Genomic DNA, 15283 nt, shown 5'->3' with positions numbered 1-15283 from the left:
CGTGCGGGAAGGGTGTTTTTTTGAAAAAAGGAGGAGACAACGTGTCAAACAAAAGCCGTATGTCAAAGGCGCTGGTAAGAAGAGAGACCATTGCGGGATACGCATTTATGCTTCCAAGCTTAATTTTCTTCTTTGGATTTGTCATCTATCCCATGGTTCAGTGCGTGATTACCAGTTTCTTTGATTCCACTATGAACAGAGAGGATATTTTTATTGGTTTTGGCAATTACATAGAACTGTTTCAGGATAAGGTTTTCCTTGGGGCTCTTCGGAACACGGTCATTATCGTAGTGGTTTCCGTTCCGGTAGTCTGTGTTTTTTCCCTGTGGGTAAGCTCTGTCATCCATAACTTAAGCGGCCCATTATGCTCCATTTTCCGCTGTATCTTCTACCTTCCGGTTGTAACCGGTTCTGTAGCCGTTACTGTTGTATGGAAATGGATGTTCAATAATTACTATGGTATTTTTAACTATGTAGGCAAGGCAACCGGCCTGATTGACCAGAACATTAACTGGCTGGGAGATGAGAGATATGCCCTCGGCTGTATCATCCTGATCCTTCTTACGACTTCCGTGGGACAGCCCATCGTGCTTTACGTATCTGCTCTGAATAACGTAGACCAGAGCCTTGTGGAGGCAGCAGAAGTAGACGGTGCCACCAAGCTGCAGTGCTTCTGGAAAATCAAATGGCAGCAGATCAAGCCAACCACACTTTACATTCTGGTTATCACTACCATCAACAGCTTCCAGTGCTTCGCTCTGATCCAGCTTCTTACAAGCGGCGGTCCGAACCACAGCACAGATACCATTATGTACTACATTTACCACACCGCATTTAAGCTGTACCGCTATGGATATGGAAATGCAATGGGCGTAGTCCTTGCCATTGCAATTGCCATCCTGTCCGGTATTCAGTTTAAGGTTGCACAGTCAGACTGAGAAAGGAGGAGAAGCAAATGAAAAAGAAAAGCAATACAGGCTCCAAGGTTTACCGCGTATTTTCCGTTATTGTGATCACCCTGCTTGCAATCGGATTTGCATTTCCTCTGTACTGGATCATCACAGGATCCTTCAAAACCAGTATGGCGATCAATGCACCAACCCCTCAGTGGTGGCCCCAGGAATGGGTTTCCGCCAACTATCAGAAGCTTTTCAGCAGACAGACCGCACCGTTATGGGAAATCGGAATTCCTTTTACTGGCAAATCCTTTGCAGGCCCGGTAGTTCCGGCAGCTATCCGCTGGCTTCTGAACACTATTTTCATGGCAGTGGTATCCATGCTTCTTACCTGCTTTACTGCAGCTATGGCCGGATATGCGCTGGCAAAGAAACGTTTTATCGGACGTTCCGTTGTATTTACCCTGATCGTATGTGCCATGGCACTTCCGAAACAGGTTATCTTAATCCCATTGCTTCGTGAAATGTCATCCCTTCATCTGTATAACACGATTTGGGCAGTAATCCTGCCCATTGTCGGATGGCCCTTCGGCGTTTTCCTGATCAAGCAGTTTGGCGAGGGAATCCCAGGGGAAATGATGGAGGCAGCCAAGATCGACGGTGCTAACGAGTGGAAAACATTCACCGCCATCGCTTACCCTATGATCAAGCCAGGGGTTGGAGCACTTGCGATTTTCACATTCATTAATTCATGGAACGACTATTTTATGCAGCTGATCATGCTGAGCAGTACCAGCAACCTTACTATTTCTCTTGGTATTGCCAAGCTTCAGGCTGAGAATGCGACAGACTTTGGTCTTATTATGGCTGGTGCAGCTCTTGCAGCAGTTCCGATCATCGTCGTATTCCTTATTTTCCAGAAATACTTTACCAAAGGAATTACAATGGGCGCTGTAAAAGGCTGATAAGCAGCAGAAGGGAGAATCACTTATGACAAAACAGGAACTTTTTGACAGCATCAAAGGCAAAGTAATCGTATCCTGCCAGGCTGTGCCGGGAGAACCTCTTTATGTGGAAGAGAAATCCATTATGTATCTCATGGCAAGAGCAGCCAAACAGGCGGGAACCCCTGCAATCCGCACAAGCAGCATCCGGGATGTGATCGCCATCAAGGAAGAGACCGGGCTTCCGGTAATCGGACTGATCAAGATCAAATATCCGGGATTTGAAAGCTATATCACCCCTACCATGAAGGAGGTAGATGAGCTGGTGGAGGCTGGTTCCGATGTGATTGCGCTGGACTGCACAGACATGAAGCGCGGTGACGGCAAGACAGTGGATCAGTTTATCACAGAAGTAAGAACCAAATATCCGGATGCTATTTTGATGGCAGATATTTCCACATACGAGGAAGGCGTGCGTGCATGGAAGCTGGGCATGGACATTGTGGGCACTACCATGAGCGGCTACACCAGCCATTCCCCGAAGTTAGACGGACCGGATTATGAGCTTGTAACAAAGCTTTCCCAGACTGTGGACATTCCGGTGATCGGGGAAGGCCGTGTGCACTCTCCGGAAGAAGCAGTGAAGATGCTGGAAGCAGGCGCATTTGCAGTGGTAGTAGGCGGCGCGATCACAAGACCCCTTGAGATCGCCGCACGCTTTATCAAGGCAGTAGAAAACAGGGGCTAAGAGAAAGAGAGGATGGATTATGTCAAAGTATGATGTGAGCAAATTCAGAAACGTAACAGTTGCATTAAACACACCTTTTAAAAAAGACGGCAGCGTGGACATAGATGCCATAAAAGCAGTGTGCAGATATTTCCGTGACAAGGGAATCAAGCAGATGTATGTGTGCGGCAGCACAGGAGAGGGCTTCCTTCTGGACACTGAGGAGAGAATGCTGGTCGCAGAGACCGTAGTCAATGAAGTGGGAAAAGACATGAACATTATTGTTCACGTAGGCTGCCCGGATACCAGACACTCCTGCATTCTGGCTGCCCATGCCGAGAAAATCGGCGCAGCTGCCACCTCAGCAGTTCCATGTGTATACTACCGTCCAAGCGAGGAGAGCGTTTACCAGCACTGGACCAAGATCACAGAAGCAGCAGACCTTCCGTTCTTTATTTATAACATTCCTCAACTCACCGGATTTAATCTTTCTATGAATCTGTTTAACAGAATGCTGGAAAATGAAAGAGTTGCAGGTGTGAAGTGCTCTTCAGATCCGGCTCAGGATATTTTAAGATTCAAGCACGCTGGCGGAAAGGATTTCATCGTATTTAACGGTCCGGACGAGCAGTTCGTAGCAGGACGCCTTCTTGGCGCAGATGCCGGAATCGGCGGAACCTACGGCGCAATGCCGGAGCTTTACTTGAAAATGGATGAGCTGATTCATCGCCACGAATGGGAAAAGGCAGCGCAGCTTCAGGAAATCGTAACGCCTCTGATCTACCGTCTGTGCAGTTTCCCGTCTATGCATGGTGCTGTGAAGGGAATCATTACATTGGACGGCTGCCCGATGGGTGACCCAAGACTTCCGTTCCTTCCGGTTGCAACAGATGATCCGAAGCTTGTGGAGCTTTATCATGATATCCGAAAGGCAGTAGAGGATACAAAGGAGTGGTAACAGCATGAAGAAACATATTGTATGCTTTGGAGATTCCAATACCCATGGCTACTGTGCCATGAATGACGGCAGATTTGACGAAAACGAGAGATGGACCTGCCTTCTTCAGAAAAATCTGGGAGAGGATTATCTGGTGCTTGAGGAAGGCTTAAGCGGCAGAACGACCTGTTTTAACGATCCATTATTTGAAGGGCTTTCAGGACTGGATTATATTTACCCCTGTCTGATGAGCCATGAGCCTGTAGATCTTCTGGTGATCATGCTGGGAACCAACGATACCAAGGAGCGCTTTGGCGCGTCTGCAGCCTGCATCGGCCTTGGGCTGAAAAGACTGGTACAGAAGGCTGTTTCCGTGACCGACTGCTGGCGTGACAAAAAGCCCCAGATCCTGGTGGTAACTCCTCAGAATATCGGGGATGAGTATGAGCATTCGGCAGTGCGCACAACCATGGGAGCAGGCTGTGCCGAGAAGTCAAGAGGCCTTGGAGAGCAGTACAAGGCAGTTGCAGAGCTTACAGGGTGCCATTACCTGGATGCCAATGAGGTGATCAGCGCATCCCCGAATCACATTGATTTCATGCACCTGACCGCAGAAGGCCACAGACAGCTTGCAGATGCCCTCACTGCGAAAATCAAAGAAATCATCTGAAAAACAGTATAGAAAAAATAAAATAACATATTCTAAAAGGGAGATCCCGGCACCTAAAATTGTGCCGGGATTTCCCATAATTATGACGTTATTTACTGTAAGAAAAAGACTATTTCCAAAAACATACAGGAGTGCTATAATAGCACTGTTTATATGAAGTATTTTATACATTTGGAGGAACTATGCAAATTATAATTGTTGGGTGCGGAAAAGTAGGACGTACCCTTGCAGAGCAATTACAGGAAGAAGATACAGACATAACCCTGATTGATATCAATGCAGATACCATTAATGAGATTATAGATGAAGTAGATGCCATGGGTGTTGTAGGAAACGGCGCCAGCATCAATACCCTGATGGAAGCCGGAATCGAGACTGCGGATATTCTCATCGCAGTTACGGTGTCAGATGAGATGAATCTTCTGTGCTGCCTGATTGCTCAGAAAACAGGGCACTGCCATACCATTGCCCGTGTGCGCAATCCGATTTACAGCAAGGAGATCGGCTTTATCAAGGAGCGCCTTGGCGTGACCATGATCATCAATCCGGAGCTGGCTGCAGCACAGGAGATTTCCAGACTGCTGCGTTTTCCCTCTGCGATCAAGATCGATACTTTTGCAAGAGGCAAGGTAGAGCTTCTGAAATTCAAGGTAATGCCGGAGTTCAATCTGGATGGAAAGAGTATCCAGGAGATCACAGAGCACTTCCGCTGTGACGTTCTTTTCTGCGCCATTGAGGGAAAAGATTTTACCACCATTCCAGGCGGTACCAATACCATCCGCAACGGAGATATGGTGTCCATTCTTGCCACACCGCAGAATGCAGCGGCATTTTTCAAGAAGATCGGGCTTAAGACCCATCAGGTAAAGAATGCCATTATCGTAGGCGGTGGAACCATTTCCTATTATCTTACCAAGGCATTGCTTGCCATGAAGATCAAGGTGAAGGTAATTGAGAAGGATAAGAACCGCTGTGAGTTCTTAAGCGAGGAGCTGGTGGATGCCACCATTATCAACGGAGATGGTACAGACAGATCCCTTCTTCTGGAAGAGGGCCTTGGAAGTGCAGAGTCCTTTGTTACCTTGACCAATATGGACGAGGAGAACGTTTTCCTGTCCCTTTTTGCAAAAACCATTTCAAATGCCAAGCTGGTAGCGAAGGTAAATCGTCTGGCCTATGACGACATCATTGACAGCCTGGATATTGGAAGCGTCATTTATCCGAAGTATATTACGGCAGATTACATTCTGCAGTATGTGAGAGCAACCCAGAACTCCATCGGAAGCAATGTGGAGACCCTGTACCACATTCTGGATGGCAAGGCAGAAGCCCTGGAGTTTAAGATCAGCGATCATTCTCCTATTGTGGGCAAGACTCTGCAGGAACTGAACCTGAAGAAGAATCTTCTGGTTGGCTGCCTTTACAGAGATGGTACTGTCCGTATTCCACGAGGCCACGATACCCTGGAAATCGGTGACAGCGTAGTAATTGTTACCACCAACAGAGGTCTTCGTGACATCAATGACATTCTTGCGAAGTAAAGGAGTCTGGACATGAATTATTCCATGATATCTTACATTCTTGGCTGGATCTTTAATTTCGAGGCAGCTTTTATGCTCCTGCCTGGAATTACCGCGATTATTTACCGGGAGAAGGACGGGCTGGCATTTCTGGTCACCATGATCATCTGCCTGGCAATCGGAATTCCCCTTATCAGGACAAAGCGTAAGAATAAAGTTTTCCATGCTAAGGAAGGTGCGGTTACCGTTGCTCTTAGCTGGCTGGTACTTAGTATCGCAGGGGCGCTTCCTTTTGTGATTTCAGGAAGCATTCCTCATCCGGTGGATGCTTTGTTTGAGACCGTTTCCGGTTTTACTACAACAGGAGCCAGCATTCTTTCCGATGTGGAGTCACTTTCCCACTGTATCCTGCTGTGGAGAAGCTTTACCCACTGGATCGGGGGTATGGGAGTGCTGGTGTTTATCCTTTGCCTTCTGCCTCTGACCGGAGGCTACCACATGAACCTGATGAAAGCAGAGAGCCCGGGACCTTCTGTAAGCAAGCTGGTTCCCAAGGTTCAGTCCACAGCCAAGATTCTTTATACCATTTATATTTTGATGACAGTTGTGGAGATGGTCTTCCTGCTTCTTGGAGGCATGCCGCTGTTCGATACACTGTGCCTGAGCTTTGGTACAGCAGGTACCGGAGGCTTTGGTATTAAGAACGACAGTATTGCCAGCTACAGTACCTACAATCAGATTGTCATTACCGTGTTTATGATCCTTTTTGGAGTGAATTTTAATGCCTATTACCTTCTTCTTTCCAAGAAAGTAATGCAGGCAGCCAAGAATGAGGAGGTTCGCTATTACCTTGGGATTATTGGCCTGGCCATTGTGGCCATTGCCGTTAACACAAGAGGCATGTTTACCAGCTTCGGCAGGGCGTTCCAGCAGGCAGCCTTCCAGGTTGGTTCCATTATTACCACAACCGGATATGCCACTACGGATTTTAACGTGTGGCCGGTATTTTCCAAGACCATACTTGTGATCCTAATGTTTGTGGGAGCCTGCGCAGGAAGTACAGGCGGCGGTATTAAGGTTTCCCGTCTTCTGATCCTCTGCAAATCCGCACGCAAGGAGCTGCAGCTTTACCTGCATCCCAATGCAGTGAAGAAGATCAAGATGGACGAGAAGGCCATTCCTCACGAAGTGGTAAGAGCTACCAATATGTTCCTGTTTGTGTATATTATGATTTTTGTGACATCCCTTTTGGTGATCAGTCTGGATAATCTGGACATGATTTCCAACTTTACGGCGATCACAGCTGCCTTGAATAATATTGGACCGGGACTTGGGGCGGTAGGACCTACCGGAAACTTTGGATGCTATTCTTATATTTCCAAGCTGGTGATGATCTTTGATATGCTGGCTGGAAGACTTGAGGTGTTCCCGCTGCTGCTTTTATTTAAGAGGGATACCTGGAGAAAGTTTTAAATGAAAAGCTGCTGCTATTCATAATATGATAGCGCTGCTGATTGAAAACATGTTTTGTGTAGTAAAAATGCCGCAGGCTGTGCAGATAATTTCAGTACAGCCTGCGGTTTGCTTTTTATTTGTCCATAGTATACGGTTCGTCTGCCGGGTAACCGCCTGCTGCTTTCTGCATGCCGCGGGGGAGAGCATCCTTGGAGGTACGCCAGTCGGCGTCCTTGTTGCGGTAGTCGAATTTGTCACAGAACCAGTCCAGATCGTCGGAAAGTCTCTGCATGTTCTGCTCCATCATAGGGAACAGAATGTCGTAGAAGGCTTTCTTTTCTTTGTCAGACAAAGCGGTTTCCGCAGTCTCCACAAGATCCCCGAAATGAGGAATGCAAAAGCCCTTGCAGTTTTTGAAAAGAGGCAGAAATTCCGGATTTTTCTTAAAAAGGTCGAAGAAGGTGTCCAGATAACGGGCGTATGTATCTTTGTAAAAATTACAGATATAACAGCTTTCTTCCTGTGCCTTTGCCCAGGCACCAAGGGAAGTCTTTGCAGAGCCTGTGTCTGCAATTCCTTTTTTGAAACGGGAAAAAACAGAAGCCTTGGATGGGGCAAACATTTTGATCTGCTCATGGAGTTCCTTGGTTTTGTACTGGAAATGGGTCTTCAGGATCAGACCGGTGCCAAGACGGTTGCCATAGTCGTACATCTTTTTGTAGTGGGTGCGGCAAAATCCCATTTTATCTGTTTCCGCACGCACATCATCTTCCATATAAGAGGCTCCGGCCCCGAGAACAAAGTCCATAGTGTGCTGCTCCAGCTGCCGCTCCACAAAGCAGAAGGGGCATTCGTCATCCGCCTTGAAGGCGTCCATTAAGGGAATGGTGTATAATTTTTCTTTCATGTGAGGGTTCTCCTTAAGTTTATGATAATCCGAAAATTTTGTGCCGCCAGAGCAGCAGGAAAGACTTCAGCTCTGGCAGTCTGTTATAACCATAGTATGGTAAATCCAGCTGTTTGTAAAGCAAGAATTTAAATATAAAACCGAACGTATGGTTGCATATGATGCTATGGAATGGTATACTAAAAGAACATTTACAGTTTAAGGACGCAATCTCACATCATGGAGGAACGAAAATGGATATTCTGGACAGATTAAATCGATCACAGACAGAGGCAGTAACCGCTACAGAAGGATATATACGTGTCATCGCCGGTGCGGGTTCCGGTAAAACCAGGGCACTTTCCCACAGGTTTGCCTTTCTGGTAAATGAGATCGGAATTCTGCCTGGAAACATTCTGTGCGTCACCTTTACCAACAAATCTGCCAATGAGATGCGCCAGAGAATCCACAATCTTACCGGAGACAATGACACTGGATATATCAATACCTTCCACGGCTTCTGCGTATCCGTCCTGCAGGAGGAGAGCTACGCAGTCCAGTATCCCAAGAGCTTTCTGGTACTTGACAACTCCGACATTGATTCCATGCTGAAGATCATCTATGAGGAGCGTGGCCTGACCCTTCGGAATATGACTTTTTCCAGTGCCAGAGACATGATCGAGATTCGCAAGCTTTATAAGGAGCCAGAGTATTATCAGGATATGATCACCATGTCCATTGATCAGATTTATGAGAAATATATGCAGGCCACAGAGACATCGGAAATTATTTTTTACGGCTATCTGTACCAGGAGAAGAAATGCTTCGGCCTGGATTATAACGATCTTATCAAATTTACCTTATATATTTTTGAAAATAACGAAGAAATCAAACAAAAATGGCAGAAACGCTTGGAATACATTATGATCGATGAGTTTCAGGACATTGATGACCTGCAGTACCGCCTGATGTGTGTTCTGTGCGGCTATCACAAAAACCTGTTTATTGTGGGAGACCCGGACCAGACCATTTACACCTGGCGCGGCGCCAATGTGAAGTATCTTCTGGATTTTCACCGGAATTTTCCAGATGTACAGACCATTATGATGATGGAAAATTACCGTTCCACACCTGAGATTCTGCGGGCAGCTAACTCCCTGATCAGCAAGAATCTTCTCCGCATGAAAAAGAATCTGATTCCCACACTGCCCTCAGGCGGCTCCGTGCTCTGCTGTCACGGGGAGAACCAGGAAAAAGAGGCTCTGTGGATGGCAGAACAGATTAAAATACTAAAGGAAAAAGGGGTTCCTTACAAAGATATTACCATATTATACCGGGCTCATTACCTGACCAGAAGCATCGAGCAGGTATTTCTCAAGGAAGAAATTCCCTATACCATTTACAGCGGAGTACAGTTTTTCGGACGCATGGAGATCAAAGATGCTCTTAGCTATCTGAGGATGATTGCCTACAGGGATGATCTGTCGTTTCTGAGGATTGCTAATGTTCCAAAGAGAAATTTGGGAGAACGGCGTATGAAGTTTATTCAGGAGTATGCCGGAGAGAATTCCTGCAGCCTGTATGAAGCGCTTTGCCGGAATCTGGACCAGGATATTTTCAAGGGAACCAAAGCTGGGGAATTTGTCCAGCTGATTGAAAGCTTTGCAGCTAATTATCAGGATCGCCCGGTATCAGAGATCCTTTCTGCTGTTCTGGATCTGTCCGGGTATGAGAGAATGCTGCGCACAGAGGGGAACCAGGAGAGACTGGACAATCTGGCAGAACTGAAGCAGTCTGTTTACGAGTACGAGACCACCTGTGGGGAGGAAGCCATGCTGGAACACTATCTGGCCCATGTTGCCCTTTTCTCCAACAGCGACGCACAGCCGGAGCATGACAAGGTGAAGCTGATGACCGTGCACACCTCCAAGGGACTGGAATTTCCCTATGTATTTCTATGCGGTATGAATGAGGGTATTTTCCCATCCAGAAAGACTAAGACAAGAGAAGGAATGGAAGAAGAGCGCAGGCTGGCATTTGTAGCCATGACCAGAGCGAAGAAGCGCCTGTATCTTTCAGAAGCCAAAGGACGAAATCTGGATGGCTCCCCAAGATATCCTTCCAGATTCATCCTGGACATTGACCAGAATCTTCTGGAATACGACCGGAAACCAGAAGAAGGACTGATCAAAGAGGCACGGGAATACATTGAACTGAGCAGTCGCTGCCTTCTCACCGACGAAGCCCCATCCCATTACCCTATAGGCCAGAAAATCCTGCATAAGATTTTCGGCCCGGGAACTATCGTAGATGTAGATACAGAAAAAAGTGCCTACGCCATTCTTTTCGACGGAATGGAAACACCCCGGACTATCTCATTTCGGGTGAAGCTGGAAAAAATGTAAAAGAAAGTATACCTAAATAAAAAAGACATCCTGGGCAAGTGTGAAGCAAAATGCTTTGCGTTTGTTCAGGATGTCTTTTTTAATTCTGGTCGAAATGTTTATCGGAAATTACATTCATATTCGCTGCGGAAAGCCCTGACTCGTCAGTGTGGGCAAAGGCCTGCAGAATACAGTCGATAGTCTTATGAAGATAGGGCCTGTACTCAGCGAGACAGACGGGCTGGGAGTGCAGAATACAGCTGTAGCTTGTGGAGCTTACCAGTTCGATAATGGTAAAAAGAAGCAGCTCCGGGGAGTCATACTGTACATCGGACTGATCCAGAAGATTCAGATACTCCTGGAAAAAAGGAAAATCATCCTCGTCCGCCTGCTCCTGGAAGGCGTCCTTAAAAACACCCCAGGACAGATTCTTGGAAATGAAACCAAGAAGATCGCTTTCTGTCTCCAGCCTGTCCAGAATATTGTCAACCAGAAAGTGCAGCTGTGCGGTGAAGCCGGTAACATGTGCCTGCTCCAGTGCATCCCGTGCCTGGGAGAAAAGCTCCCCTGCTTTATGTGAGATCAGCTTGTTTCGAATGTCATATTTATCTTTAAAATAAAGGTAGAAGGTTCCCTTTGCCACGCCTGCATTTTCCACGATATCAGAGATAGTGGTCTTCGCAAGGCCCTTAGTGGTAAAGAGTTCGAAGGCTGTGTTGTACAGAGCACTTTTCTTTCTCATTTTGTTTAACTCCAGTTTTCCCATGCCTGTTCCTCCTCATTGTGTACGGTTATACGGTGGATTCATTTTTATTTTAAACAAAAATGACCAAAAGTCAATATCAAAACCAGAAAAGATTTGGATAAAAAACAGATATTGACTACTGGTCAGTTTTGTTGTATAACTTCTATAGGCTAAGAGATGACTAACCGATGATTTTAATAAGGAGTTGTATTGTGATGAATAGAAATAAAAAAATTCTGAACGCTACCATGGCTGCTGGAATGGCTGCCGTACTTGGAACTACCCCGATCCTTGCAGCCACACAGGATACAGAGAATGCAGTTTCCAAGGAAGAAACCGTATACGTAAATGCCACAGCAGAAGGTGAAGTGAAAGATATTACCGTATCTGACTGGCTGAAGAATTCCGGATCAGCAGACGGAGATGTATCCGATGTATCTGACCTGGAAGGAATTAAGAATGTAAAGGGTGATGAGACCTTTACCCAGGACGGCGAGAACGTGACCTGGAATACAGACAGCAGTGATATTTATTATCAGGGAACTTCCAATAAAGAACTTCCTGTTGATATGAAGATCAAATATTACCTGGACGATCAGGAAATCACACCGGATGAGCTCGCAGGCAAGAGCGGACATCTTCGTATGGAGGTTTCCTACACCAACAAATCCAAGAAGACCGTAAAGGTAGATAACAAGAACGTAGAAGTTTATTCTCCATTTGTTATGGTAACAGGAATGATCCTTTCTTCCGACAACTTCTCCAATGTCACCATTGATAATGGTAAAGTCATTTCTGACGGCGACAAGGAAATGGTTGTTGGAGTTGCAGTTCCTGGCCTGAAGGACAGCCTGGATCTGAACGATGATCTTTCTGATAAGATTGATATTCCGGAAGGTTTCACAATGGAAGCTGACGTAACAGACTGCACCATGGGAAATACCTTCACCATGGCAGTGACAGACCTTCTCAGCAGCCTGGATCTTGAGAACTCCGAGGATCTGGATGATCTTCAGGATTCCCTGGATGAGCTGGATGATGCAGCAGTGAAGCTGGTAGACGGTTCTAAAGATCTTTTCGATGGAACCAAGGATCTCTATGATGGAACCAAGGATCTCTACGATGGAACTAAGACTCTTTATGATGGAACCAAGGATCTCTATGACGGAACCAAAGATCTGAAAGACGGAACCAAAGAGCTTTACGATGGAAGTAAGGAACTGGACGACGGAGCCAGAGATCTGGCAAACGGAACCAAGACCCTTTATGATGGAAGCAAGGATCTGGATGATGGAGCCGCTGAGTTGGCAGACGGAGCCAAGACCTTAAATACAGGTGCTGGACAGCTTTATTCCGGAACCAATTCCCTGTACAGCGGAACCAAGAATCTTTATGATGGAACCAGAACCCTGTACGGCGGAACAAGCACACTGGCATCCAGCTACAATGAGTTTGACGCAGGTGTTGCAAGTGCCAAGAGCGGTGCTTCCCAGTTAAACAGCGGTGCGAAATCCCTGCAGAGCGGTGTGCAGCAGTACACAAGCGGTGTTGCTTCCCTGGCAGATGGTGTTCAGAGCTATACAGCAGGTGTAGATACTGTAAACTCCAATCTTACAGAGTATAACAAAGGAATGCAGCAGCTTACCGATGGTGTGAATCAGTACGTAGCTGGTGGAAATCAGCTGGCAGATGGTGTTACCTCTTATGTAAACGGTGCAACTCAGCTTACCGATGGCGTAAGTACTTATGTAACAGGCGCAAGCACACTGGCTGAGGGAACCAAGGCTTATGTGGAAGGAACCACAGCTCTTGTAGAGGGCGTTGGACAGCTGGCACCTGGAATCGATGAGGCAGCAGCCGGAATCAGCAAGGCAGCAACTCAGCTGGCAGAGGTAGCCGTAAATGTAGAGAAGGCTCAGCCGGATCAGATGGTAGCAAGCCTGAATACTTATGTAGACGGAGCAGATAAGCTTGCAGATGGAGCTACACAGTATGTGGCAAAGGTTGGCGAGGCAGCAGACGGAGCACAGAGCGTGGCAGACGGAGCTAAGAGTCTTGCAGATGGAACCGCAGCAGTTGCAACTGGTGCAGCTCAGGTAAGAGACGGACTTGGAAGCCTGAAAACAGGAACCTCTGACGCAATCAAGCAGATTAGCAGCACTGCATCTGAAGCAATGAATAGTTATGCAGACCAAATTAGTGCTGCAGCAGCAAACATCCAGACAAGTGTTGAAGCACAGTCAGCCGGTGTATCCACAAGTACTGCATCCGGTGAAATCAGTGCAGTTTCTAGTTCTGTAGGCAGTGCAATTGCAAGTTTGGAAAGCATTGATACTTCTGCCCTGGATGAGAATACAGCGGCACTGATCAATAGTGCATTAGGACAATTATACAGCAGTGCAGACAATGCATCCGCAGCACAGGGCGAACTGAGCAATATCGAAGCACAGTCACAGGTATCTGTAACAGCTGAAACAAATGGAGATGATATTAAGGCCACATTAAATGCGCTTGCAAGCGGTTTGTATGATACAGCTGGAAAAGTTACTTCTGCAGGTGAGTATTCCGTAAGCACTCTGGAAGGTGAGACAGACAAATTAATTTCCGGTGCATCCTCCGTAGCAGACGGCGCAAGCAGCGCAGCTTCTGGTGCATCTACCTTAAGCACTGGCGCATCTAACTTAAACAGCGGTCTTGCACAGCTGAAAGAAGCAGGCAACAGCCAGCTTGTAACAGGTGCAGCACAGCTGAAAAAAGGCGGTACACAGGTTAGAGAGAGCCTGACAGCAGTAAGCAGCCTTGTAGCAGGACTTGGAGATATCTCCACCATGACAGATGATGTAAACAAGCTGGTAGAAGGTTCCAAACAGATTTCCGCAGGAAACGAGCAGCTTCAGGCTGGCTACAAGCAGCTGACAGAAACTGGTGCAGCAGAGCAGTTGACAGCAGGTGCTGATGAACTTCTTAAGAATAAAGACACTATTACAAACGGAATCACCGCACTTCAGGGTAAGGACAATGCAAACGCAAATGCCCTTCTCGACGGAGCAACCACTCTTAAGAGTGCAAAGAGCAGCCTTGACAGCGGACTTTCTTCTATCAGCCAGGCAACCGGCCAGCTGGTAACAGGCGTTGGCACAATTGCAGCAAACAGCGTAGCGCTTAGAAGCGGAGCAAATCAGCTGACTTCCAACAGCGCTTCTTTGAACAGCGGGGCAGCACAGCTTACAGCAGGAACTAGTGATCTGGTAAGCGGAGCTGGTACTCTGGTAGCAGCAAGCGGTCAGGTGAAAGCTGGTATTGCACAGCTGAAGAGCGGAGCTGCTGATCTTAGAGATGGAGCATCTCAGTTAAGAAGCGGAGCAAACAGCGTAAACAACGGAATGCGTGATCTGAAGAACGGAACCAGTGATCTTGCAAGCGGAGCAAACACTCTGAAAGACGGAACAAGCTCCTTAAAGAGCGGTGCGAAGGAACTGAATGACGGTGCCAAGACTCTGAAGAGTGGAACAAGCTCCTTAAAGAGCGGAGCTAAGACTCTGGACAGCGGAGCAAGTGATCTGAAGAGCGGAGCTAAGGATCTGAAAGACGGAGCCAAGGATCTGAAAGATGGAGCTAAGGAACTGAATGACGGAGCTAAGGATCTGAAAGACGGAGCAGAAGAACTGAAAGACGGCGAGAAGGAATTCTACGATGAAGGTATCAAGAAACTGAAAGATACCATGGAAGATGATTTCCAGAGCGTACTGGATCGTCTGGAAGCACTTCAGTCTGACGACGCAGCTTACACATCCTTCACAGGTCTTGATGATTCCATGAGCGGAAACGTGAAGTTCATTATCGAGACAGAAGGCTTTGATGACGGCAGCGAAGACTGATCCTGAATTGACAGAACTGTTTTCGAAAATATAACAGAAGCAAGATGGGGCGGGAGATGATCCTGCCCCTTTCTTTATGGGTTCATGGGGCGGAACCCTTATACTCCCTTGCGTCCCCAAAACCTGACTTTTGCAGGTAAAGTAGGTTAAAAATGGCCGCAATCCAAGTGTTTATGCTGGATTGCGGCTTCTCTGTTTTGTCATTTTTTCATGGTGTTTTTTCTACTTTTTTGTCTTTGCC

Annotated in this window: 11 protein-coding genes; 9 read left to right on the top strand and 2 right to left on the bottom strand. The window is 46.9% G+C overall.

Going from position 1 to position 15283, the window contains the following annotated elements; translation table 11 throughout:
• Nucleotides 1–59 precede the first annotated feature (59 nt).
• From H8S54_RS12915 to H8S54_RS12885, 7 genes are all read left to right on the top strand, one after another.
• Nucleotides 60–938, top strand: coding sequence for a carbohydrate ABC transporter permease (locus H8S54_RS12915; RefSeq protein ID WP_117851731.1), 879 nt, complete (start codon nucleotides 60–62; stop codon nucleotides 936–938).
• Nucleotides 939–955: 17 nt separating this feature from the next.
• Nucleotides 956–1861, top strand: coding sequence for a carbohydrate ABC transporter permease (locus tag H8S54_RS12910; protein ID WP_021924335.1), 906 nt, complete (start codon nucleotides 956–958; stop codon nucleotides 1859–1861).
• Nucleotides 1862–1886: 25 nt separating this feature from the next.
• Complete coding sequence (locus tag H8S54_RS12905; RefSeq protein ID WP_021924334.1) at nucleotides 1887–2588, top strand: N-acetylmannosamine-6-phosphate 2-epimerase; 702 nt, start codon at nucleotides 1887–1889, stop codon at nucleotides 2586–2588.
• Between the two features lie 19 nt (nucleotides 2589–2607).
• Complete coding sequence (locus tag H8S54_RS12900; RefSeq protein ID WP_021924333.1) at nucleotides 2608–3525, top strand: dihydrodipicolinate synthase family protein; 918 nt, start codon at nucleotides 2608–2610, stop codon at nucleotides 3523–3525.
• Between the two features lie 4 nt (nucleotides 3526–3529).
• A complete protein-coding gene (locus H8S54_RS12895) occupies nucleotides 3530–4174 on the top strand; it encodes an SGNH/GDSL hydrolase family protein (RefSeq protein WP_186901625.1) in 645 nt (214 codons plus the stop codon).
• A 182-nt stretch (nucleotides 4175–4356) separates the two neighbouring features.
• Nucleotides 4357–5715, top strand: a complete 1359-nt coding sequence (gene trkA / locus H8S54_RS12890; RefSeq protein ID WP_173766413.1) for a Trk system potassium transporter TrkA — start codon at nucleotides 4357–4359, stop codon at nucleotides 5713–5715.
• 12 nt (nucleotides 5716–5727) lie between these two features.
• Complete coding sequence (locus tag H8S54_RS12885; protein WP_186901624.1) at nucleotides 5728–7167, top strand: TrkH family potassium uptake protein; 1440 nt, start codon at nucleotides 5728–5730, stop codon at nucleotides 7165–7167.
• Nucleotides 7168–7282: 115 nt separating this feature from the next.
• Here H8S54_RS12885 and H8S54_RS12880 read toward each other — a convergent pair whose 3' ends face one another.
• Nucleotides 7283–8056, bottom strand: coding sequence for a DUF6062 family protein (locus H8S54_RS12880; RefSeq protein WP_186901623.1), 774 nt, complete (start codon nucleotides 8054–8056; stop codon nucleotides 7283–7285).
• A 233-nt stretch (nucleotides 8057–8289) separates the two neighbouring features.
• On the opposite strand from H8S54_RS12880, the gene H8S54_RS12875 reads away from it, so the two are divergent.
• Nucleotides 8290–10440 carry an ATP-dependent helicase gene (locus tag H8S54_RS12875; protein WP_186901622.1) on the top strand — a complete coding sequence of 717 codons (2151 nt, stop codon included), beginning with the start codon at nucleotides 8290–8292 and terminating at the stop codon, nucleotides 10438–10440.
• Nucleotides 10441–10519: 79 nt separating this feature from the next.
• Here the strand turns inward: H8S54_RS12875 and H8S54_RS12870 are convergent, their stop codons facing one another.
• Nucleotides 10520–11185, bottom strand: a complete 666-nt coding sequence (locus H8S54_RS12870) for a TetR/AcrR family transcriptional regulator (RefSeq protein WP_021924327.1) — start codon at nucleotides 11183–11185, stop codon at nucleotides 10520–10522.
• A gap of 194 nt (nucleotides 11186–11379) precedes the next feature.
• Here H8S54_RS12870 and H8S54_RS12865 point away from each other — a divergent pair, with 194 nt between their 5' ends.
• Entirely contained in the window at nucleotides 11380–15042 is a 3663-nt protein-coding gene (locus tag H8S54_RS12865; RefSeq protein ID WP_186901621.1) for a YhgE/Pip domain-containing protein, read from the top strand.
• The last annotated feature ends 241 nt before the right edge of the window (nucleotides 15043–15283 follow it).

The organism is Blautia segnis (assembly GCF_014287535.1).
Classification (GTDB): domain Bacteria; phylum Bacillota; class Clostridia; order Lachnospirales; family Lachnospiraceae; genus Blautia_A; species Blautia_A acetigignens.
The sequence above is the reverse complement of the archived record's forward strand: the minus strand, read 5'-3'. Positions and strand labels throughout refer to the sequence as shown.